The following is a 22,040-nucleotide window of genomic DNA, read 5'->3' on the forward strand; positions in this document are numbered from 1 at the left end:
GCAACAAGAGCGCACCCATGCACTCAAGCTCATGGGCTGTGACAAATGATGTGTCCCGCTAAGTTAGTTTCGCGGAAATCACTAAGCTGGAGGGAACGTGCGAATGCTTCAGATGCGGGACCAAAACAGGAAGCGCACAATCTACGTGCAGTTCGAGCGCGATCAAGGTCCAAGGAGCTCGGCCAGGGCCGATGTTCATGCACTAGATTTGGCAGGATAAGAATTTCCCCTTGTTCAACGCCCAAGATCTAATAGTGCGACAGGCCTCGCAAGTTGAAGATGCCTAAAATCAAGGTCCAGCCATGCTTAATCCGTAAGAGGCTTTCTTCTATAAGACAGGCTATGAAATTGGGCTACTAGCAATCATAAGTCAGGGTTCCAAAGCTAAACGACATGGCGACGTGGACAGAATTAATCGGTCATGCGGAATGACGTTCTTTTGTCGATGATGAGGGACATTTGTGGCTCGAACAGAACTTCTCCAAACGGTCAAAAGGGCGAAGTTCGCGCGCGGAGGCCGCCAAGAAGTTCGACAAGCCGACTGAAGATAATTCCAAGTTCAAGACAGGATCTTTTTAGCATCAATTCGCAAGGACGGTCGTTTCCTTCACGGCAGCGAAACACATCTCTGAAAAAGAGGAAGGAAAGATTACTTCGCCCGTGTTAGGCCCGAAAGCCGACTGCGACACTCATCGACAAAGCTGAGAAGCAAATACCGGACCAACCCACGCTACTTCTTCTTTGGATTGTGGAAGCTCCACCGGACCGACCACGGCCTCATAATATTGCCAACTTGTTTGCCACCTTCCTGCCACAGAACGGGACCGGCTGGACAGGGGAAGCCGTCCCTGGATTCATCTGAGAGGTTGGCCGCCAAAATGAGTTGGCGATCCGACTGCGCGTTCCAGAAACGAATAACGACTGCTCCAGCTCCAATTACTTCAAACATTCCCGCATAACCTTCCATCTCCCGAACATGAGGGATTACCGACCTCTTTCTGACTTCAAGGATGCGTCGATACCATTCCAGCCACTCGGCGTGAACCTCTTCCGTCGATTGAGCCCAGTCAAGCTTTGCCGATTGAAATGTTGCTTCGGCATTGGGATCCGGTATCCTTTCTCGCTGTTGTGGATCTTGAAATTCCGGGAAGTTCGTAAACTCCTCTCTTCGACCATTTCGAACAAGCTTACCCAGTTCGCCCTCAAAATCACAAAAGAAAGGAAAGGGCTGAGAGCTGCCCCACTCCTCGCCCATGAAGAGCATCGGGGTTTGAGGAAGAAGAAGATAGATTGCAGCGATCGCATGCACGGCCTCCGGGGAGGCAATCGCGTTGATGCGTTCACCAAAAGCTCGGTTACCAATTTGATCGTGGTTCTGCATGAAGGCAACGAACGCATCGGGCGGCAGGTGGGCAGACGGCTCTCCTCTTGATGTATTGCGAGCCCGCATCACCTCACCCTGAAACGCGAACCCTTCGGCCAGAGCACGGCCGAGTTTCTCCGTATCGTTTTTGTAGTCTCCATAGTAGCCACTCGATTCGAGGGTCGCAGCAGTATGAAGGACGTGATGCATATCGTCGTTCCATTGCGCTGTAAATGAAGCGGGCTCGCCGCGCTCGTTCCGACTCAGTCGAGAGGCTTGATTGTCTTCGTTTTCGAGAAGCAAATGGACGGGACGGGGAAAAGCCGCGGCGCGAACTCGCTCTGCCAGCTCGTCCAAAATGTGCCTCGAGCTATCGTCTTTGATGGCATGCACAGCGTCCAAGCGCAGGCCGTCGAGGTTGAATTCTTCAATCCAATAGAGCGCATTGTGAATAATGAATTCGCGCACAGCTTCACTGCCGTCATTGTCATAATTCACGGCATCGCCCCAAGGCGTTTTGTGGCGATCGGTAAAGATCTGTGGGGCATACGAGGGAATGACATTCCCGTCAGGCCCGAAGTGGTTATAGACCACGTCCAATATAACCATCAGGCCGCGTAAGTGTGCAGCCTCAATCAAGGCCTTGAAGTCCTCTGGCCTTCCATAAGACGAATCGGGAGCATAGAGGAAAACCCCGTCATACCCCCAGTTCCGCTTGCCTGGAAAGTCTGCAACCGGCATGATCTCGATAGCAGTCACTCCGAGTTGTACCAGATGGTCGAGTTTTTCGATTGCAGCCAGAAATGTACCATCCTCTGTGAACGCGCCAATATGCAGCTCATAGAGGACAGCGTCAGACCAGGGGCGGCCTCGCCATGCCGAGTCCTGCCATCGATATGCTGTGGGACTAATTACTTCGCTTGGCCCGTGTACATCCCCCGGCTGAAAGCGTGAGGCCGGATCTGGCACTAGCGTTCCATCTGGAAGTAGGAATCGGTAAAGCGTTCCCTCGCCCGCTTCATGAGTGAGCTCGTACCAGCCTCCGGGCTCTGCCGAAAAGGGAATGGCTTGATCATGGCCTTCGACGCTTAAGGATAGGGATTCTACCGCAGGTGCCCACACTCGAAATCGAACCTTACCATCAGGCCGGATTTCTGCGCCAGCTGGCATGTGGTGAATACGTGTTGTATTTGAGTTCAACGATGACGAGGTTGACTCCTCGAATTCAAACGAGGAGATTGGTGGAGTTGAAGCCATAGCCCCTCCTTAACGATCTACATGACTGGCAAAATCTCTGACTTCCAATTCACTAATTTGGTTGGCTGCGCAACTGTAAGATTTGTGCCAGCCTACGAGCATCTTCATCGAAAGAGGCCAGCTAATCTGCTGCCGCATCGCTGAGCAGCTTCAACGATCTGCCGCCAATGATTATCTTGTCGGCCACGGTCATTTTTACAAACGGATCTTCCACGTTTTCCGTATCGATCACCTGAAGCCAAGGTCTTCCTGCAGGCGATGATGGAAGGGAGAATTCGACGCCATCCTGAGCCGCATTGACGACAAGGATGAAGCTGTCATCCTGAATGGGTACGCCTCCTTCGTCGACGGCCTGGAGCGTCTGGCCGTTAAGGAGGATCGCGATCGATCGGTTCCATGTCGTATTCCAAACCTCGTCCGAAACTTGGTTGCCATCGGTATTGAACCAGGCTATATCCTGCACGAGGATATTTTCTCCTTTTTTGCGAATCTCGCGGTCCTGAAAAAACTTACGACGATGAAGATTCGGGTGTGCAAGTCGAAAGTGAATGAGTTTGCCCGTAAAATCAAGCAGACGTTTGCGCGGCTCGTCGAGATTCCAGTCATGCCAGGTAAGTTCATTGTCCTGGCAGTAGCAGTTATTATTTCCGCACTGCGAACGGGCTATATCATCCCCCCCGTTCAACATGGGTACACCTTGCGAGAGCATGAGCGTGGCTAGGAAGTTGCGCATCTGACGCTCGCGTAAGCGATTTACGTCTTCATTGTCTGTCGGACCTTCTGCTCCCATATTCCAGGAGTCGTTATCGTTCGTGCCGTCCTTGTTGTCGTCCTTGTTCGCTTCATTGTGTTTCTCGTTGTAGCTGACGAGATCGGCGAGGGTGAATCCATCATGTGCGGTGAGAAAGTTAATGCTTGCGTATGGTTTGCGACCGTCGAACTGATACAGATCACTTGAGCCGGTCAGTCGATTGGCGAAGTCGGAAAGTTGGCCCGGATCACCCTTCCAAAAGCGGCGCATGGTATCGCGATATTTTCCATTCCATTCCGCCCAAAGAACAGGAAACTGCCCGACCTGATATCCGCCTTCGCCTACATCCCATGGTTCCGCGATCAGTTTCACATCCGCCAGCGTGGGATCCTGGTGAATGGTGTCAAAGAAAGACGAAAGCCGGCTCACATCGTGCAGCTCGCGGGCAAGCGTCGCGGCTAAGTCGAAACGAAAGCCGTCCACGTGCATCTCTGTCACCCAATAGCGTAGCGAGTCCATGAGCATCTTCAAAACCTGCGGATTGCGGACATTGAGGGTGTTTCCTGTGCCTGTGTAGTCCATGTAGTAGCGGGGATTGTCCTGCACCGACCTGTAGTAGGTGCTATTGCATATTCCCTTCCAACTCAACATGGGACCCATGTGATTGCCTTCACAGGTGTGGTTATAGACGACGTCGAGGATTACCTCGATTCCGGCAGCATGGAAGGTCTTTATCATTGCCTTAAATTCGTTGACTTGTCCGCCTGCATCGCCCGACGAACTGTATCGCGACATCGGAGCGAAATAGCCGAGAGTGTTATACCCCCAGTAGTCGGCCAGATCCTTTTCAACGAGGTGACCCTCGTCAATAAAGTGATGCACAGGCAGAAGCTCAACGGCCGTCACTCCAAGCTTCTTGAAATAATCGATGCTCGATGCATGGGCTAATCCTGCGTAGGTACCGCGAATCTCTTTGGGAACCGCTGGATTTTGTGTACTGAAGCCCTTGACGTGAACCTCGTAGATGACCGAATCAGCAAGTGAGGTCTCAGGAGGGCAGTCGTCGCCCCAGTCGAATCGGGTGTCGACCACAACGCTTTTCGGGACCCCATCCGCGCTGTCCTGAGTGTCCATCTTCAAATCGTCCCCAGAAAGCACATCGTATGGGAATATGGGTGCCTTCCAGTTGACCTTTCCCGAGATTGCTTTGGCGTATGGATCGAGAAGCAGCTTGTTGCGGTTGAAGCGATGGCCTTTTTCTGGCTCCCATGAACCATCGATCCTGTAACCGTAAAGTTGGCCCGGCTCGATTCCGCGAACGAAGCCATGCCAAACGAACGCAGTTCGCTCCCGCAGAGGAATGCAATCGATCTGTTTACCTTTGACGTCGAAGAGACACAGGTCGACTCGCGTGGCATCTTGCGAAAAAATCGCAAAGTTTGTTCCCTTGCTTGAGACGGTAGCGCCTAGTGGATAAGGACGACCAGGAAGGAGTGTGTAACCCATATGCCCTCGGATGTAGATTGCGAATTATTTGAAAGCGTGTTGCGAAGTGAAAAGTCAAGTTTCAGAAAGCCGCATGCCGCATGCGGCGAACGCCCATGTCCTAATTTGACGTTGCCAGTGAGGACTCTCTTTCTCCAACTACGGATGCAAGGGTGAGAGTGCTAATCTTTATTTGTTGATCCTGCTACCTGAAGATCATTCGTCACCTTGAAAACGCCAAATACGGAATTGGCGCGAATGTTCGCAGCATCTTTGTCGGCTTTGTTGTCGACCACTCCATATAAGGTGACATTTCCGTTCTGAACAGAGATACGAATCGGCTTCGCGGGGTCCATGGCGTATTTATTGAGCGAAGGAAACCCATAGATGCTTCGGAATACCTGGAGTCTGATGCGATCGTCCATAGGCGAGAGGGGGTCAACCTGAATCTCATTGATTACATCTTTTACCCCCGGCGTATTGGCCGCTACGGCTGCCGCCGAATCAGCGTCCACTGGGCCGTAAGCATGCCCGGTCAGTGTCACGGCTCCGTTCTGAACATTTACAGCGATGGCATTGAAGGGCGTAGTTCCGTAACCGACCCGATCGTAAGAAATAGCTTTCACTAACTTCTGTTCCAATTCGCCGTCGGGGATTTGCGGTCCAGCTACCTCAATGTTGTTCCGTACCGCTTGGACTCCCTTGATGCGATGAACACGCCTGTCAGCTTCTTCTTTGAGATCGAACACTTCTACGGTGCCCGTCAGTGTGGCAACGCCATCGTTGAGGGACACGTGGATATTCTTCAGTTTCGACTTGTTCAAGGCTTTATTGATAATTTCACTTTGTAGAGTCGCATCGCTTTGGGAAGATTGGGCCACCGCCGCGACCGAAGCGAAGATAGATCCCGCAAGCAATAGAACAAAAGGCAAGTGGGTGATGAACTTCGTCTTTGTTATTCGCATTGGTTTGATTCTCCTGGATTGTTTCTCGAACCTTCGACCATTTACGCGTCGAACGTGCGCAAAGGTTATGACTTCGGCATCGCCTCTTTAGATGTATGTGAGACAAAGAATAATCGACGACACTTCTGTCGGATTGCAGACGTTGCTTAATGTGGGGCTGAACACGGCAAGCGAACCCATGGTGCCTCGGATTCATCACGAGCAAAAACGATTGAGAGGCAAGCAATTACGCGTGAAGGCCGATAGCAGGAAAACTGACGCGAGGCCGGCGAATCAAGTGCAGGCACCGACCGCAACTATTGCGAGACGGTATATCTTGGGAATGATCATCACGTTTCGTGATCGAGGGCGCGGTTCGAGAGCGAAGTAACCTATAGCGGGGTCCGACCTCCGGTCGCACCATATATCTCACCCGAAACATAGCTCGCGTCGGCAGAAGCGAGGAATACGAATAGCTTCGCCAATTCGATTGGCTGGGCAGGCCGCTTGAACAAGGTATTTTCACCAAATGATTTCACCTTCGCGGCGGGCATCGTTGAAGGGATGAGCGGAGTCCATACTGGCCCCGGCGCCACGGCATTAACGCGAACTCCTCGCTTGGCAGCAAGTTTGGCCAGACTCTTGGTCATGTTCGCAATCGCCGCCTTTGTAGCGGCATAGGCGACCAGTTGCTCTCCGGGCTCAAATGCTTGAATGGACGTTGTGTTGATAATCGAGGCGCCTGGCTTCATTTTAGGTAATGCTGCCTGGGTGAGGAAGAATGTGCCAAAGACATTTGTCCGAAAGGTATGCTCGAATTCTTCGGCCGGAATCTCTTCGATGCTGTCATGAGTCATCTGAAACCCGGCATTGTTCACGAGAATGTCCAGATGGCCAAATTCCTTGATTGCGGCGGCAACCAGAGCCCTTGCGTAGTCGATCGAACCTATATCTCCGGGGAGGCGAACTGCCTTTCTTCCCATCTCATGAATCACAATAGAAACCTCGAGCGCATCCTTTTCTTCCTCCGGCAGGTAAGAGAGCACGACGTCCGCACCTTCTTTTGCGAACGCAATTGCTGTCGCACGGCCGATGCCACTGTCTGCGCCTGTAATGATCGCAGCCTGTCCCGCCAGCCTCCCCGTTCCGATATAGCTGTTTTCGCCGTGATCCGCCGGTGGATTCAACCATTTAACAGATCCGGGGTGGTCTTGTTTTTGATCGGGAAACGGAGGCTTCGGCCCCTCATCGCGGGGATCAGGATTCGTAGACATATTTTCTCCAGACAGTAGGCAGCTGTTAGAGGCGGCGGAGGTTGGAAAAGGTAGCTCAGTCCCCCTCAGATCGGAATGTGCGATGACCGTCTCACTCAATTTCATTCCAGTTCATGCAAGTGTGAGTTGCATGCATGAGGGACGAATAGGTTCATATGACCAAGTCACCACTTTATGGCTGGCCTCCGCCACCACCAGCGCCATAGATATTTCCGGTGGTGTAGCTGGCGTCGTTCGCTGCCAGCTGCACATAGATGCTGGCCAGCTCGGCTGGTTGTCCCGCACGGCGTAACGGATAGGTTTCGCCGAAGTGAATCAAGTGATCCTGAGTGGCTCCGCCTGAGACCTGCAGAGGCGTCCAGATGGGTCCGGGAGCAACACCATTCACACGAATCCCCTTAGGACCGAACTGCTTGGCTAGGGATTTCACGTAGTTCATGGTCGCAGCCTTGGTTTGAGCGTAGTCATACAGATTGCCTGCAGGATCGTAGGCTTGCTCGGAGGTTGTGGCAATGATGCACGAGCCCGGTTGCAGGTGTGGGAGTGCTGCCTTGATGATCCAGAAGGGAGCATAGATATTGGTCTTCATAGTAGCATCGAAGGCTTCTGTCGTAAGCTGAAGAAGATCTTCGCATTGTTGCTGGCGGCCAGCGTTAGACACTAGGATGTCTAGCCCACCAAGTGCGGCGATGGCCTTGGTCACGAGCGCTTTGCAATAGCCCTCTTCGCGGAGATCACCCGGTATTGGAATTGCTTTGCGGCCCTCGGCTTTGATTAATTGGATCACCTCGCGAGCATCCGGCTCCTCGCTGGGGAAATAGCTGATGACAACATCAGCACCTTCCCTCGCATAAGCAATAGCAGCAGCGCGTCCCATACCGAGTCTCCGCCTGTTATAAGGGCTTTGCGTCCCATGAGCCGACCCGACCCTTTGTAGCTCGTCTCGCCGTGGTCCGGACGAGGATTCATCTTACCGGCGAGGCCTGGCCATGGTTGAGATTGTCCCGGATAGGGTGGCTTTGGGTATTTCGATGTGAGGTCGACAAAGGGCGCTGTAGTATTAGCGTTAGCTGTCTGAGCCTGCGCATTTGGAATTGCGGACGTGATTGCCGCTCCCGCAATGCCCGCACCCAGATGCGTGACGAGATCGCGGCGTGAAATTGGGTTTTCAGGACTCATTCAATATCTCCATGTATCGACGAAAGTGCAACGTCACTACCTATGCTGCGGTTTCCGCCCATGGATCGATCACGATCTTGGTCACATTTTCTTTCTTGTCTCGCCACACCTTGTACATTTCGGGTGCCTGCTCAAGTGTGATGCGGTGGGAGATGATGTAACTCGGATCGATCTGTCCTTTCTCAATTCGCTCAAGCAACGGCTTCATGTAGTTATGCATGTTGGTCTGACCCATCTTCATGGTGATGCCTTTGCCAAAGGCCGCCCCGAACGGCACTTTATCGAGAAGGCCACCATATACTCCAGGCACTGACAGCGTGCCGCCCTTACGTACAGCCTGAATAGCTTGTCGAAGTACGCTCGGTCGGTCTGTCTCCATCAACAGAGCCACTTTGACCTTGTCGTAGGTTCCTTGAAGCTGAGCCGAATGGGCTTCGAGGCCCACAGCGTCGATGCAGGCATCCGGGCCAATTCCGCCGGTCAGATCCTTGAGCGCAGTTAAGACACTGACATCCTCTTCGGAGTAGTCGACCGTAATTGCGCCAAGACTTCGCGCCATCGCGAGTCGTTCCGGCAGGCGATCGATCGCAACCACCCTTGCGGCGCCCAGCATAAATGCGCTGGCGATTGCGAACTGCCCCACTGGGCCACAACCCCAGACGGCAATGGTATCGCCAGGTTGGATCTGGGCATTCTCCGCCGCCATATAGCCAGTCGGGAAGATATCGGAGAGGAATAAGACCTTCTCATCGGGAAGATCGCTCTCAATCTTCAATGGCCCCACGTTCGCGAATGGAACACGCGCGTATTGTGCCTGGCCGCCGGCATAGCCTCCCATCATATGGGAGTAGCCGAAGAGTCCCGAGCCGGAATATCCATAAGCCGCTTCCATCAGGTGGGCATTCGGATTGCTGTTGTCGCAGGCAGCCCAGATCTTCTTCTTACAGAAGAGACAGTTGCCGCAGGCAATAGTGAAGGGCACAACTACTCTATCTCCTCGATGTAGGTTGGTGACATCTTTCCCCACTTCTTCGACGAGACCCATGAACTCGTGGCCCAGTATGTCTCCTGATTCCATCGTAGGAATGAACCCATCGTAGAGATGCAGGTCGGAGCCGCAGATGGCGGTCCGCGTAATTTTGATTATCGCGTCATGCGGATTCAAGAGCTGAGGATCAGCCACGGTAAGAGTCTCCACTTTGCTTTTTCCCATCCAACAAACAGCCTTCATAAATCCCCCCAATTTTGGTAATCAGAAATGAATAGGTCTAGCTCGCGATTCGATTTGAACCTGGAGGCGTTGGGACTGTCTCCCCATAGGTCGATGCCTTCATCTTTCCTATTAGGCCGCGGTCTTCATGGGGCTGCCCCTGATTCCTTGGAATTTCGCCGGTCTCAGCGAGAGCCTTGAAATGCCGAAGATTCTCAATCACGGCTTGTTTCGGATTGCGGCCTACAAAGGTCTCCCAGACGCTAGCCAGTTTTCCCATGCGGAATTCCTGAAGCACAGTTACTATGGTGCCCCGGCCACCGGGAGCGTCCTCAAAGATGACCTCCCCGGCATTGTCCGAGTCGCCGCCAATGGACCGCCATGCGATCCGCTTACCCGGTTCGTCTGCCAGGACTTCGGAATCCCATTCAATTGTTTTGTCGTCCGCCTTCATGACCCAATGCGATGTTCTGTCACCGGTTATGACAACCTGCGTGATCTGTTCTTGCCAGGACGGCGCGTCTTCAACGTTGCGCCACTTTGTATACAAGCTTTTCGGGTCCGCTTGAATCAGCGCGGACGTTCTTACCCAGAGCTTGCCATCTTTGTCTTCTGGCGGCGGCACGTAGCGTCCCTCAATAATCATGCCGGCGGCTCCGGTGACGGGCAACTCTTCCGCATACGGCTTTTCCTTCAGTGCATGGGACATCGCGATCTCCTTTGCGTATCCGTGCAACACAGTCTTTGGATTCGTCTCGGGCTTGCTCGCAGACGTACTGACATAGACGCATAAATGCTCGGTCGCGTGGTCTGGTATTAAAGGATCAGAGGCCCGTCTATGACTGGCCTCTGATGTGGTCTGGTTTTGGTGTTGTTACTTCTCGGAGTTAGGCTTTGCCATCTTCTCGTGCATAGCGCCCTTGACGTTTCCGGGTGTCAAATTGGCGAGCGCCCCTTCTAACTTTGTCTTAAGCGATGCCGCATAGACGTGGTCTTTGCCCGCTAGCAGCGCATCGATACCCTGGCGAGCTACATCGTCCGGTTGGCTCTCGGACTTCCCCTTCTGTCCAACTTCTGTGTCATCCATACCCGCGCGATGAAAGAAATCGGTGTCGGTGGGACCCGGTTGGAGTGCGGTGACAGTGATGCCGGAGTCTTTCAGCTCATATCGAAGGCTATGGGCAAAGGACAAAACAAATGCTTTGGTCGCAGCATAAACGGCTTCCCGCGGCGCAACCATCTCACCTGCAATCGAAGCCGTGAATAAAATGTTCCCGGCACCAAGCTCTGTCATCTGGCGTACGACGTGCTTCGCCAGTTGAACCGTGCCGGCGCAATTGAGTTCCACCATATTGAGTTCGGCATCGAGAGCTGTCTCGTTGAAAAGACCGCCCACGCCAACTCCTGCGTTGATACAGGCAATGTCGAGTGGACGACCGAGTGATTGCACTTGTGCCCACAGCTGATCTATCCCTTCCCTGGTTGCCAGATCAGCATTCACTTCAACGACCTGATGTCCGCGGCTCCGAATGTCCTCTGCCGCTCCGGCCAGCCTATCCCCAGCAGAAGCAATGACGACGTCATAGCCGCTGTTTGCCAACTCCTTTGCTAACTCGAGACCGATTCCGCTCGATGCACCTGTAACTAAAGCCAACTTGTCATCCATAACATCTGCTCCTGCCGCTCATATGCGTGCGATCATTCCACGCAGTCTGATGCAGGCGCATCCTGAGAGGATTGTCTGAGGCAAGCAGGGTCGTCAGGAAGGAAGCGATTCGCTAGAGCCGGCTTCGTCCTCGTCCAAAGAGCAGGTAGATGACTACCAACGCAAGAATGAGACTGATGCCGCCGCCACCGTAGTAGCCGATTCCGGGACCCATGTAGTAGCCGCCACCGCCGAAGAGAAGTAACAAGATGATGAGAATCACTATGAGAGGCATGGGCGAAAGTCTAGCACGGGTCGTCGAAACATAGCGATGTGTCCTGTGATGGATCCTCGACATGGCGTCTCTATAGGTCTTTTTCTCTGTAGCGAGGAATTGGCATCGTAGTTAAAGTACGCAGCACGCAAACTCAGACAGAGGTTTTTAGCTATGTATCATCACGTCAAAAAGTTGATGTATACCGTCAACATCGGGGAGCCGGACGTCCGGTTCGGCAACATGTTGCTTGAGCAATTTGGCGGCGCCAACGGGGAGTTAGCCGCGGCAATGCAATACACGATCCAGGGATGGAACTGCGTCGACGATCTCGGCCGCCGTGACCTCTTGCTCGACATCGGGACTGAAGAACTCAGTCATCTTGAAGTCGTGGGGGCTTTGATTCGGATGCATCTCAAGCCGCTCAAGACGGATCGCGAAGCTGCGGAAGCAGATCCCTTGGTCACGATTGCTGGGGGAGGCGGGGTGAACCTATTTGACTCCATGGGAAACGCATGGACCGCAATTATCTCAAGATCACTGGTGAACTGGACGTCGACCTTCGGAGCAACATCGCGGCTGAAGCGCGGGCAAAGATCGTGTACGAGCGCTTGATCGATCACACTGACGATCCCGGGTCCATCGATACCCTCCAATTCTTGATGACCCGAGAGATTACTCACATGAAGGCGTTCCAGGCTGCATTAGACAGCATGGAGAAACAGCCATTCTCCATCGGGATGCTGAAGCCCACCCCGGGCATTGTGGATGAATACTTCAATGGATCTACCGGCGATGGTCCTGAGGGCGACAGCGATATGCGTGGGCCGTGGACGTCATCCTTTGGCCTCCATCCTGTCGAATCTCAAATCGTAGGAGGGAAGGGTCTTTCCGTCGGCGATATCAATGGAAAGATTGCAGGGGAGGATCGCGGGAATCAGGACGCAGCTCAGAAGGCCGCAACTTCCCCTGGCAACGAAGCGATTGGTAAGGCAAAAGCCGCTAAAGGAGCGGACGCAAAGGATACCTCTCCGAAGAAACACTCTTGATCTGTCAAGAGTTTAGTCAAGGACGAAACGATGAGCGCCGCTATAGCAGTACCCTACATGGAAAAGCCCTCTTCAACTTCGAAGAGGGCCAGTCAAGTCCATGTACTGCTATAGCTTCTTCTTAAGGTCGTATGCCATATTTTTGTGCGCCGCCACAGCAGTCTTGCCTTTAAGCACCGCAGTACGAAACTTTACATCCTTCGTATCCTTAGCTTCAGTTGTAAATGCGCTGAGCGCTTTGGAGTGGTCTGTCACCATTTGGCTCATGTATTCCTTGTCGAAGTCAGCGCCTGAGAGTCCGTTGAGCTTATCCAGCTCTTTCTGGTGATCGGCATCCGGTCCGTTGGGAGGGGTCAACCCCCATGAGTCGGCGAATGGTTTCATACTTTCGGACATCTTAGTGTGTTCGGCAACCATCTTTTCGGCAAACGCCTTCACCGCCGGATTGGTAGCTTTCTGCTGAGCTAGCTGGCTCAGGGCGATTTCGTTCTGGTCTGATTGGGCGGCCATAGCAAGAAACTTCTTGTCATCGTCGCTGGCAGCCTTGGCCTTTGAAGGCATCATGGTCGATGCGAATCCTAAAACTGCACAACATATTATTTGGGTCGTTTTCTTCATTTTGGGCTCCGGGATGCGGCAAATGCCGCGCGTGTAACTCCACCCGTGTAAGAGGCAGTCTCGAACTCCCGCGTTGCATGAGATCCCATGTTCTGCGTTGATATCGCCAGCCGGAAGATCGTGAAAAGGCGCAATCCCTAGCAACAGTAGCTGACTGGAACTATGAGTAACGCACCTAAGCCGGCACGGAGCGGAACAACGTTCATGGTGTCTCCCCCCCTTAGAGTCTCAAGCAAGTTAATCTGGGCCGTGCATCGAGCTTCGGTTAAATCACAAAAAGCCCGCCGATTCGGCGGGCTAGGCTGGGGTTAATCTGGTTCTATTTATTACCCTTAAGAACTTCCTTGGCATCACCGACGCTCTCTCGGGTCTGGCCCTTTGCCTGGTCGAATTTGCCTTTCGCCTGAGTGTCGGGGTTCCCTGTGATCTTGCCAAATTCTTCTTTCACCTTGCCGCCCGCTTTTTGTGCTGCACCCTTCACTTGATCGCTGTTCATTACTTCACCTCTTTTGCCCGCTCTGGCGGACCATAGCTTCTATGATGCGGATCGTCGGTGTCTGGGTTACTCCTGTGTGCCGGCCAAGCCGGTTTGGGGCTGCCTCAATAAGAATATTAAGCCACATTTAGGTCGCTCACGATGAGCTTGCCGCCTTTTGAGGGATCGCTACGTGCTGAAACCCGTCGCCGAGGTTGCCGTAGGCGACATGGGACTGAAGCATCGCTTTGCGTGGAGTAGGATTAGTTGCTCTCTGGAAAAGAGCAATAATGCAGGATATTACTACTTCTCTGACGGAAGCGCCCTTTACGGAACCAATCGAATGTATCCTCTGTCGTATTTCGGAAATGGACGATCTAAATCAATGCGCAAACTGCTTAGAAAGTATCTGTGCATCGTGTCCGATGAATGCGTGCTCGTGCCCAAGTGAATATGGCATTGCGGGGCAGCTGAAAACGGAACTTCGCGCTAGGGCAATTGAACTCGGTAAGCTCAAAGCCATTAGCAGGCAAGGAATAACCACAGACTCCCAACAAGAGCGCATAGATGTTCTCAATGCCATAGTGAGCAACTTGTCTTACGAGCTAATGGGCTATGACAAATGATGCACGCCGCCGAGGGCGATGCAGCGGTTTGTATGAGGGTCGTCTGCGCGCTTAGGATTGGAGCGAAAACAATTCTGTCAGAGTGGGTCTGTGGCATTCTGGTTTATTCGGAGGCAAGACTCTCCTGGATCGTCTGTGCGACGTCGGCGATTGAAGTATCCTGACTCAGCGTTTCGATGTCTTTATTCTTTGCGACCGCTTCAAGACCCATTCTCCCGGCAATCTGTCGCTCCATGCTCAATACTGCCGTGATTTCTCTCTCCGTTAGGAGAAGTATCTGGAGCATCAGATGATCGCGTTCGTCGCTACGACGACCCATGCGCGATTGACGCATCAGAATAAAGCTCGCCAACAGAATTGCTTCAAGAGCCACAATTGTCCCCAGAAGCGAATAGGGAGCAGGATCGAAGTGCGGGATGTGGGCGATTCGAAACGTATTCACCGCAGTCCATCCAATGAAGACAACAACGTGAACGATGACAAAGGTGAGGCTTCCGGCGAAAGCCGCAATTGAATCGATCAAGCGTTCCGAGGGTGTGCGTTTGGCCAGAAACTCCTGCTCATGCTGGGCTATGAGATCGATATGTTCCTGGATTGGGTTTTGAGAGACTGTCATCTGTTTTCTCCGCCTCCATGCAATTTTCAGGATCGCATAACAGGCTGAGTAAAAGATGTTGTATCAAAATGGCGATGGTTAGCTTCCCCGTAAAGAGATCTCTCGATCCCCACGCAGAAACCGGGCAACGCGTCGTGGGAAGGGATCATCTCTACGGAGAGCGAACGAAAAGCGCAAATTGGAGGTCGGAGATGACAGATGTAACGGTCAACCATGTCAACAGCAACCTGGAGGCGTCCGACAAGGTACGAAAGGCAAGAGAGAGGGCGGAGCTCGCTGAAGCGGAGCTCGCACGTGTGACGGAAGAAGAGGCAGCGGAGAGGGTGGAGCGTCCATCAAAGACACCCGTGTCCGAGGGAGCAGTCACGGACGGCGGGGAGGTAGAGTTACGCAAAGACTCGATGATGGCATATCTGCTTGACGCCCTTCAGCAAGGCCGCGATATAGGCCACTATGGCAGGCTGGTATTTGCAATCACGGCGCGACATTTCTTATCGCATGAAGATCTCTTGACATGGCTGAGCCGGGATCCAGACATCAATGAATCAAAGGCGAAGGCATTGATCAGACAGGTTGAGGAGCACGGATACAATCCTCCGAAGCGCGAACGGATCCTGGAGTGGCAGGCCGAGCAGGAGTTTCCGATTTTGCCCAATCCAGAGGATCCGGACTGCGGCAATGTCTATCGAAGTTTGAAGTTTCCTGACGCAATCTATGAACACATTGAGGAGTATCAGGAGCAGAAAGAGAGCAGTGGTTGAGTTCTCTCTTCTACATTCCCCGTCTTGATTGAAGTTGAGACGCAGAAGACGGACACCCATCGATCAACCAGTTTACGAATGGATCAACTTAGCGGAGTTGAGTGAGGATTCAATGATTGAGGCCGTGCTATGTGATATCGACGGAACTTTACTACAGAGCAACTGGCTGCACGCGGCCGCTTGGAAAGACGCGTTCGCCCAAATTGATATTGATGTTCCGCTCGAAGATGTTCGCCGTCAAATTGGGAAGGGAGGCGATGAACTCATACCGGTCTTCGTACCCTGGTGGAAACGCAAGGCGGTGGAGCAGCCATTGAAGAGATATCGCGAATTCATTTTCAGAGACCAGTACCTTTCTCAGGTTGAGCCATTCCCAAAGGTCCGTGAGCTGCTCCAGCACATGAAGCAAGCGGGCATCAAGATTTCTCTCGCTTCTTCCGCACATCAAGAAGAATTGGAGGATTACAAGAGGATTGCCAACATTGAGGACCTGGTCGAAGCAAGCAGTTCGTCGGATGACGCCAGCAGGTCCAAGCCCCACCCGGACATCTTTGAAGCGACGCTGAAGAAGTTGGGAGTCGCGTCGAAGAACGCCCTGGCTCTTGGGGACACCCCTTACGACACGGAAGCAGCCGGCAAGGCCAACGTTTGGACCGCGGGTGTAACAACCGGTGGATGGACGGAGGCGGAGTTGCTGGCCGCCGGTTGCATAGAGGTTTACAGAGACGTGGCAGAACTATTGGAAAACTTTGAGCATAGCGCGTTCGCTAAGTAATGACTCAAAGTTTTTTATTTTCGATCGTTCCTGTAATAAGTTGACGTAGCCCCACATTTCATCAATCTTATTGGTGCATTCGCTGGCACTGAATAGGACGGAATGGAGCAGGATTATTACCGTTGACGCGCCGATTGCCAGGCGTCATTCATTTCGGCAATCAATAAGCTCTGATCTTGGCCTGCGGTGGTGCGGCTGGCCAACTAAACTTTGCTGTCGGTTTGGTTTTGGTGAACAATGCTCGGTCGTTGCAGTTGAAGCACAAAGGTTTCTTGTTCAGGACCGCGAGTCTCTTACGACAGACCGGGTTGGCGCAAAGTCTAGGTGGAGGGTGACCACCCGCAGCGAGAAATAGTGGATCTGTTGCAATATCGAGCTCCATGCCGAAGTATTTCGCCTGCCTAGTGGTTCTGCAATCCCCCAGTAGTGGTAATGAATAGTCATTCTCGCCATGGATACGGCGTGCGCGAAACAGCAACTTCGTCGTTACACAAGGATGCAATGACCTGCATCGTAGAGGCCTATTAATCTTGGTGGATTACGTCCAATCCATGATTGGACGCATTGGACATTGAACAGCCGTGAGACTTCAAAGGCTCGCCGTGAAACACTCATTGGTCAGTGTGGCCGCGAGAAAGATCTGGGACGAACCATCGAGCGGACGATAACTTAAGATCGCCTTTGTTCCATCGAATCTGAGATATTCCAACTGTTCTTTTCCGGAATGTTTGGATTGTGATTCAGATGTGGATCAATTGGGCGTACAAGGAAACGAGAATCGATAATGGTGACACCGATGCCTGGAACATACGCTGATACCCAGTAAGCAAAAGTGGTGCGCCCGTTGATCCAGACTATTTGTCCTTTTCCCAGGACACCCTCCCCCATCGGCGTTCCTTCAAAATACTCTTCGCCGTTTCCGCCGCTTCGATAGGGAACATTCTGAACAACTACGCGACATTCATCATAATTCTGGGGTTTATTCATAAGTCGAACCGTCCGGAAATATGGATGCTGCTCCGGAAAGCTGAGATGTCCCGATTTTGGGTAAATTCGCTTTCAGAGTGACACAAATCTTTCAGATCACATACGTGGTACGGATCAGATACACCCTAGCAGTTCGCTATTCAGGGAGAACGAAAGACATCAGGAAGGTCCATCGCGAAGCCAATTTGGCCGCCTATGCGTGGGCTGGCGACATATTTACCTCCGAGTATGCCGAAACAGAAACTGAATCCTTTGCGAACAAGATATTGGCCCCCAACCATGGCCTGAAGTTGCGCTTTTCCTAGCTTTTCATTGGGCGTATAGGCACCGAAGACTTCGGCGCCAAGCGTGAGCGCAGGGCGAAAGTCGTGCTGCAGGGAGAGGCCGCCGGGAAGGACATGTCCCTGGGTGGTCGTACCCAGCGCCCCCGTACTGGTATTTCCAGCGAATAAATACCCAAGATTGGCCGTCAACCGCGTTTTGGGGGACAAGGACTTTTGTGCGATGAGGTTGAGCCAGTAGTCTTCTAATCCTGAACCCAATTGCTGACTAACATCGCCTGTCGGAAATTCGACATAAAAGCTAGCGGCGAGGGCTGGAACTCTTGAGGTTGAGGTCTCCTTGCGAAAGGCAGCCTTAAGGCCCAGGTTCGTGTCTCCGATACCGTTGGAAGATTGATTTCCTGCCACCCGGTAAATCGAAAGGTATGGAGAATCCACATCGATCTCCAGATTGTGCGGCAGACCATAGTTGAGTTTTACGTTTGCCGTATTCTGCCTGTGATTAGGGTATTGAAGTTGAAGAGCGTCGTCTTCGTCGAAGAATTCCAGGTGCAGTTTTCCAGGCTCAGTAACGGCGGTGTCATCGGTGTAAAAAGGCAGCTGGGCGTGAAGCCGCTCGCAGACGCAGAGGATAAGACACAGCGGAAGAATGATCCGCAGGGTCGGGAAAACTGGTCGGAATTTCAGAAGAACAATCCGCAAAGATGACCCTACCCGGAAGAGACTTTCTTGAAGTGAAGACTCACCAAGCCTTTTCATCCATCTGAAGGCACTGTGGGATGAAGGGTGAGCAGTACTGCGATCTTAGCCGGTTTAGATGCAAAGTAACGATTTTCGTAACGCTTCTATCGCAGTACAACTCATAGGCCCGGTTCTAAATCTCATCACCAGCGAACGCTATTTCCGTTACTACACAGGTGAACAATGAGTGTCGAAACCTTAGAAGAGCTACTGATAGATGAGTTGAAGGATTTATATTCGGCGGAGAAACAGATCATTCGTGCTCTTCCCAAACTGATCAAGGCTGTCACAACTCCCGAGCTGCGGGAGGGCCTCACAACCCATCTCGAAGAAACGAAGGGCCAGGTGGGGCGACTGGAGAGAATAGGTGAAATTCTTGGGAAGAAGATGAGCGGCAAAACGTGCGTCGGCATGAAAGGCGTCCTTGAAGAGGGTTCCGAAGTGCTGGAAGATACCGAAAAGGGCCCGGTGCGCGACGCTGCTCTCATCTCGGCCTGTCAGAGAGTGGAGCACTATGAGATGGCGGGATACGGCTCAGCGCGGGACTTCGCCAAGCTCCTTGGGCAAAAGGAAGTGGCTGGGTTGCTTGATGAGACATTGGCGGAGGAAAAGAACGCCGACAAGGTTTTGACCGGTGCATCCAAGCAGGTCAATGTACAAGCTAAACAAGAAGGGTAATGAGACGCATTGCCGTCCCTTAAAGCGATGAATAACGTAGAAGAAGCCAGTCGTCTAGAAGTTGCAAAGGTGGTGGCCGATAGCGGCCGCAAACAGACCCAGGGTGATGCCTTCGGGAAATTTGCTGCGGCCGCCTCGAGCTGGCTAGGTTCTAAATGGGCATTCGTAGGCGCTATCGTTATCATTGTGGTTTGGGCTCTGACAGGACCCCTCTTCCATTACTCCGACACCTGGCAGCTCGTCATAAACACGGGAACAACGATCATCACGTTTCTTATGGTCTTCATCATCCAAAACACGCAAAATCGAGATGCCCGCGCTATTAATTTGAAGCTCGATGAGCTGATCCACGCGACTGATAGCGCGAAGAATCAGATGATGGATATTGAAAAGTTGAGCGACGAAGAGCTGGACATCATCCATGAGAGGTATACGCGGATGCGTGCCGATTGTGTCGGTTCCGAGGGCGAAGCCAAGGGCTCACCTACTGGCTCATAGATTTTCCTGGATGGCTCGGTCACTTCCTCTATTTCTTAAGAGCGCTCAGGTTAAATGAACCGATGTTACGAAGTTTCCGAAAGGTTTCATGTCAGCGATCCTACGCAATAACGTCAAAGTCAGTGGAAGCGGGCCCAAAACGCTTATGTTTGCCCATGGGTACGGATGCGATCAAAACATGTGGCGAGCTGTCGTCCCCAGTTTTGAAGATGAATACAGGGTTGTATTGTTTGATTATGTGGGCTCTGGATTGTCTGATCTTTCCTCATTTAATCGGACGCGATACAGCAGCTTGACCGGTTATGCTGCGGACGTCATAGAGATTATTGAAGAATTAGGACTTGACCGCGTAACTTTCATCGGCCACTCCGTCAGTTCGATGATTGGTGCCCTGGCTGCCATCGAGCGACCGAAGCTATTTGAACAAATTGTGATGATTGGTCCCTCTCCCAGCTATATCAACGACGGGGATTACGTGGGAGGTTTCGGACGTTCCGACATCGAAGATCTTCTCGAAATGCTCGACAACAATCATGCGGGATGGTCGGCAATGATGGCCCCCATCATTATGGGAAATCCTGATAGACCGGAGTTAGCGGCGGAATTGGAAGCCAGCTTTTGCAAAACTGATCCTGTTCACGCACAGCATTTTGCTCGGGTGACCTTTCTTTCGGATAACCGCTCCGATCTCGTGAAACTGCACACCCGCACCCTAATTCTTCAGTGCGCCGAAGATGCGATTGCTCCTCTAAGCGTGGGACAATATGTTCACCGATGTCTACCCGAAAGCCAATTGATCGTGATGGACGCGACGGGACATTGCCCACATCTGAGCTCGCCGGGTCCGGTGACGGACGCGATTCGAGCATTCATCTAGATCAGGAAGCAACTTCGGCCTTGGAGTATTTCCGCGATCTCTACGAAAACGCACCCAGCGGCTACCTTGTGCTGAACCTGGATGGATGTATTCTCAGCGCGAATTCCCCATTCTTGAGTTTGACCGGACTCTCAAAGGGCCAGGAGACCGGCCTCAATTTTCGAACGTTTCTTACATCTGCCGGGGCAATCTTCTATGACAGCCAGATCCTGCAACCTCTCCTCTTGTCGGGCAAAAGAGACGAGATTGCTCTTGATCTGAAGATTGGTAATCGACGTATCCCCATATTGGCCAATTTTTCATTGGTATATGAATCCACCGAACCGACCCAGATCAGAGTGATTGTGTTCAATGCGAGCGACAGACGCTTGTTCGAAAAGGAATTGTTGCGCTCTCGCAAGGAGGCCGAGCAACTCTCAGAGGTGATCCTTCATTCTTCGGATGCAATTGTCACTGCAAAGCTTGATGGCAGCGTGAGGACCTGGAATATGGGAGCGGCGAATCTCTTTGGATACGCCGGACCTGAGGCTGTAGGAGTGCCCCTCTGGAGGCTCATTCTTCCAGAAGAGAAGCTTGAACTGTCTCACACTGCCATGAAGAGTCTCAAGAGTGGACTAGAGTTCTCATGGGAAGGTGCAAGTCGGCACAAAAATGGATCTGAGATCGAAGTGTCAATCAAATTGACTCCCCACATGGAAGCGCCAGGAACACTTGTTGCTTTCTCCGCAATGATCCGCGACGTCTCCAAACAAAAAAGCGCTGAACGCGCCTTACTGCAAAGCGAAAAGCTGGCCTCGGTGGGACGATTGGCAAGCTCGATTGCACATGAAATCAATAATCCTTTAGCTGCGGTCACCAACCTGCTCTACCTTATCGACCAGCAGGCAAATACTCCCGCTTTGAAACAGCTCACGGAAACCGCGCAAGAGGAGCTGGCACGAGTCTCTCAGATCACATCGCATACCTTGCGATTCCATCGCCAAAGCAGTAACCCCACCGATTTGAATTTGAAGAACCTTTTCGAGTCCGTTGTAGCTCTCTACCGGGCGCGGCTCCGGAATTCATCCATCAGCACGGAAATTCGAGCTCACGCGGCGCAGCTTCATTGTCACGAAGGCGAGCTAAGGCAAATTGTGCTGAACATAGTAGGGAATGCGATCGATGCGATGAAGCTTGGAGGGAAGCTTTACCTTCGATGCCGGCAGGCTAGAAGCGCGAAGATGGACGTTGATGGCGTTCGACTCGTTATCGCTGACAACGGAACTGGCATGGACCAGGCAACCATGGCCAAGATCTTCGAGCCCTTCTTTACCACTAAGGGCATCGGCGGTACCGGATTGGGATTGTGGATCACCGATGATCTCGTTCAAAGGAATGGTGGATTTATAAAGATCCGAAGCTCAGTCAGTTCCACCACTCATGGAACCATTGTCACGCTGTTCTTTCCAGGGAAGACAGTGTCGGAGAAAGACCATGGACTTTCCTACTAGCTGGTTCCCGTCGGCCTACACAGTGCATCGGTTATGTCTTCCAGATGCGACTGGATGTCTGGAGTGAATGAAACCGCGCTGCCAACGCATGTCTACGTTGTCGTCGCTACCGATCAGAACTGACTTGGATCTCAGGGGCATCCATACCTCCTACAGGGCGCCTCCTAGCGCGATGTGATTCGCACG

General features: G+C 52.4%; 21 protein-coding genes and 1 pseudogene. 7 read left to right on the forward strand and 15 right to left on the reverse strand.

Annotation, left to right across the window (positions count from 1 at the left end):
- Nucleotides 1-730 precede the first annotated feature (730 nt).
- The 10 genes from treZ to GSQ81_RS17995 all read right to left on the reverse strand — a co-directional run bounded on the left by treZ (nucleotide 731) and on the right by GSQ81_RS17995 (nucleotide 11,403).
- Nucleotides 731-2,620, reverse strand: a complete 1,890-nt coding sequence (gene treZ, locus GSQ81_RS17955; protein ID WP_216846475.1) for a malto-oligosyltrehalose trehalohydrolase — start codon at nucleotides 2,618-2,620, stop codon at nucleotides 731-733.
- A gap of 121 nt (nucleotides 2,621-2,741) precedes the next feature.
- Complete coding sequence (gene glgX / locus GSQ81_RS17960; protein WP_158911986.1) at nucleotides 2,742-4,877, reverse strand: glycogen debranching protein GlgX; 2,136 nt, start codon at nucleotides 4,875-4,877, stop codon at nucleotides 2,742-2,744.
- A gap of 161 nt (nucleotides 4,878-5,038) precedes the next feature.
- Nucleotides 5,039-5,821, reverse strand: coding sequence for a BON domain-containing protein (locus GSQ81_RS17965; protein WP_158911987.1), 783 nt, complete (start codon nucleotides 5,819-5,821; stop codon nucleotides 5,039-5,041).
- Nucleotides 5,822-6,192: 371 nt separating this feature from the next.
- Nucleotides 6,193-7,173: an SDR family oxidoreductase gene (locus GSQ81_RS17970; RefSeq protein ID WP_254060279.1), complete on the reverse strand. Its 981-nt coding sequence runs from the start codon at nucleotides 7,171-7,173 to the stop codon at nucleotides 6,193-6,195.
- 73 nt (nucleotides 7,174-7,246) lie between these two features.
- The gene (locus GSQ81_RS17975; protein WP_254060280.1) at nucleotides 7,247-7,951 is read right to left on the reverse strand and encodes an SDR family oxidoreductase; all 705 of its coding nucleotides are present in this window, start codon (nucleotides 7,949-7,951) and stop codon (nucleotides 7,247-7,249) included.
- On the reverse strand, nucleotides 7,858-8,253 hold the full coding sequence (locus GSQ81_RS20140; RefSeq protein WP_254060281.1) for a twin-arginine translocation signal domain-containing protein: 396 nt from the start codon (nucleotides 8,251-8,253) through the stop codon (nucleotides 7,858-7,860). The genes GSQ81_RS17975 and GSQ81_RS20140 overlap by 94 nt, the downstream gene beginning before the upstream one ends.
- A gap of 40 nt (nucleotides 8,254-8,293) precedes the next feature.
- A complete protein-coding gene (locus GSQ81_RS17980; RefSeq protein WP_371715341.1) occupies nucleotides 8,294-9,436 on the reverse strand; it encodes a zinc-dependent alcohol dehydrogenase in 1,143 nt (380 codons plus the stop codon).
- Between the two features lie 85 nt (nucleotides 9,437-9,521).
- The gene (locus GSQ81_RS17985) at nucleotides 9,522-10,172 is read right to left on the reverse strand and encodes an SRPBCC family protein (protein WP_158911989.1); all 651 of its coding nucleotides are present in this window, start codon (nucleotides 10,170-10,172) and stop codon (nucleotides 9,522-9,524) included.
- A gap of 165 nt (nucleotides 10,173-10,337) precedes the next feature.
- Complete coding sequence (locus tag GSQ81_RS17990) at nucleotides 10,338-11,129, reverse strand: SDR family oxidoreductase (RefSeq protein WP_158911990.1); 792 nt, start codon at nucleotides 11,127-11,129, stop codon at nucleotides 10,338-10,340.
- A 112-nt stretch (nucleotides 11,130-11,241) separates the two neighbouring features.
- Nucleotides 11,242-11,403: a DUF3309 domain-containing protein gene (locus tag GSQ81_RS17995; RefSeq protein ID WP_158911991.1), complete on the reverse strand. Its 162-nt coding sequence runs from the start codon at nucleotides 11,401-11,403 to the stop codon at nucleotides 11,242-11,244.
- 177 nt (nucleotides 11,404-11,580) lie between these two features.
- On the opposite strand from GSQ81_RS17995, the pseudogene GSQ81_RS18000 reads away from it, so the two are divergent.
- A pseudogene (locus GSQ81_RS18000) lies at nucleotides 11,581-12,431 on the forward strand (manganese catalase family protein).
- 108 nt (nucleotides 12,432-12,539) lie between these two features.
- Here the strand turns inward: GSQ81_RS18000 and GSQ81_RS18005 are convergent.
- The 3 genes from GSQ81_RS18005 to GSQ81_RS18015 all read right to left on the reverse strand — a co-directional run bounded on the left by GSQ81_RS18005 (nucleotide 12,540) and on the right by GSQ81_RS18015 (nucleotide 14,766).
- Nucleotides 12,540-13,049, reverse strand: a complete 510-nt coding sequence (locus GSQ81_RS18005; RefSeq protein WP_158911992.1) for a DUF4142 domain-containing protein — start codon at nucleotides 13,047-13,049, stop codon at nucleotides 12,540-12,542.
- A 319-nt stretch (nucleotides 13,050-13,368) separates the two neighbouring features.
- Nucleotides 13,369-13,545 (reverse strand): CsbD family protein, encoded by a 177-nt coding sequence (locus GSQ81_RS18010; protein WP_158911993.1) that lies wholly within the window; start codon nucleotides 13,543-13,545, stop codon nucleotides 13,369-13,371.
- Nucleotides 13,546-14,253: 708 nt separating this feature from the next.
- Nucleotides 14,254-14,766 (reverse strand): DUF1003 domain-containing protein, encoded by a 513-nt coding sequence (locus GSQ81_RS18015; protein ID WP_158911994.1) that lies wholly within the window; start codon nucleotides 14,764-14,766, stop codon nucleotides 14,254-14,256.
- A gap of 191 nt (nucleotides 14,767-14,957) precedes the next feature.
- Between GSQ81_RS18015 and GSQ81_RS19890 the strand changes: the two genes are divergently transcribed.
- Nucleotides 14,958-15,527 (forward strand): hypothetical protein, encoded by a 570-nt coding sequence (locus GSQ81_RS19890; RefSeq protein WP_216846476.1) that lies wholly within the window; start codon nucleotides 14,958-14,960, stop codon nucleotides 15,525-15,527.
- 112 nt (nucleotides 15,528-15,639) lie between these two features.
- Entirely contained in the window at nucleotides 15,640-16,302 is a 663-nt protein-coding gene (locus tag GSQ81_RS18025; protein ID WP_158911995.1) for an HAD family hydrolase, read from the forward strand.
- Nucleotides 16,303-16,971: 669 nt separating this feature from the next.
- On the opposite strand, the gene GSQ81_RS18030 is transcribed toward GSQ81_RS18025, so the two are convergent.
- Together GSQ81_RS18030 and GSQ81_RS18035 are read right to left on the reverse strand one after the other, a co-directional pair.
- Nucleotides 16,972-17,289, reverse strand: a complete 318-nt coding sequence (locus tag GSQ81_RS18030; RefSeq protein WP_158911996.1) for a hypothetical protein — start codon at nucleotides 17,287-17,289, stop codon at nucleotides 16,972-16,974.
- 140 nt (nucleotides 17,290-17,429) lie between these two features.
- Complete coding sequence (locus GSQ81_RS18035; RefSeq protein ID WP_158911997.1) at nucleotides 17,430-18,329, reverse strand: hypothetical protein; 900 nt, start codon at nucleotides 18,327-18,329, stop codon at nucleotides 17,430-17,432.
- A 165-nt stretch (nucleotides 18,330-18,494) separates the two neighbouring features.
- Between GSQ81_RS18035 and GSQ81_RS18040 the strand changes: the two genes are divergently transcribed.
- From GSQ81_RS18040 to GSQ81_RS18055, 4 genes are all read left to right on the forward strand, one after another.
- Nucleotides 18,495-18,989, forward strand: a complete 495-nt coding sequence (locus GSQ81_RS18040) for a ferritin-like domain-containing protein (protein ID WP_158911998.1) — start codon at nucleotides 18,495-18,497, stop codon at nucleotides 18,987-18,989.
- 27 nt (nucleotides 18,990-19,016) lie between these two features.
- Nucleotides 19,017-19,487, forward strand: coding sequence for a low affinity iron permease family protein (locus GSQ81_RS18045; RefSeq protein WP_158911999.1), 471 nt, complete (start codon nucleotides 19,017-19,019; stop codon nucleotides 19,485-19,487).
- Between the two features lie 145 nt (nucleotides 19,488-19,632).
- Complete coding sequence (locus GSQ81_RS18050) at nucleotides 19,633-20,364, forward strand: alpha/beta fold hydrolase (RefSeq protein WP_371715351.1); 732 nt, start codon at nucleotides 19,633-19,635, stop codon at nucleotides 20,362-20,364.
- Nucleotides 20,307-21,854 (forward strand): PAS domain S-box protein, encoded by a 1,548-nt coding sequence (locus GSQ81_RS18055; protein WP_158912001.1) that lies wholly within the window; start codon nucleotides 20,307-20,309, stop codon nucleotides 21,852-21,854. Before GSQ81_RS18050 ends, GSQ81_RS18055 begins: the two co-directional genes overlap by 58 nt.
- The last annotated feature ends 186 nt before the right edge of the window (nucleotides 21,855-22,040 follow it).

The sequence above is a fragment of the Granulicella sp. L56 genome, from assembly GCF_009765835.1.
Classification (GTDB): Bacteria; Acidobacteriota; Terriglobia; order Terriglobales; family Acidobacteriaceae; genus Edaphobacter.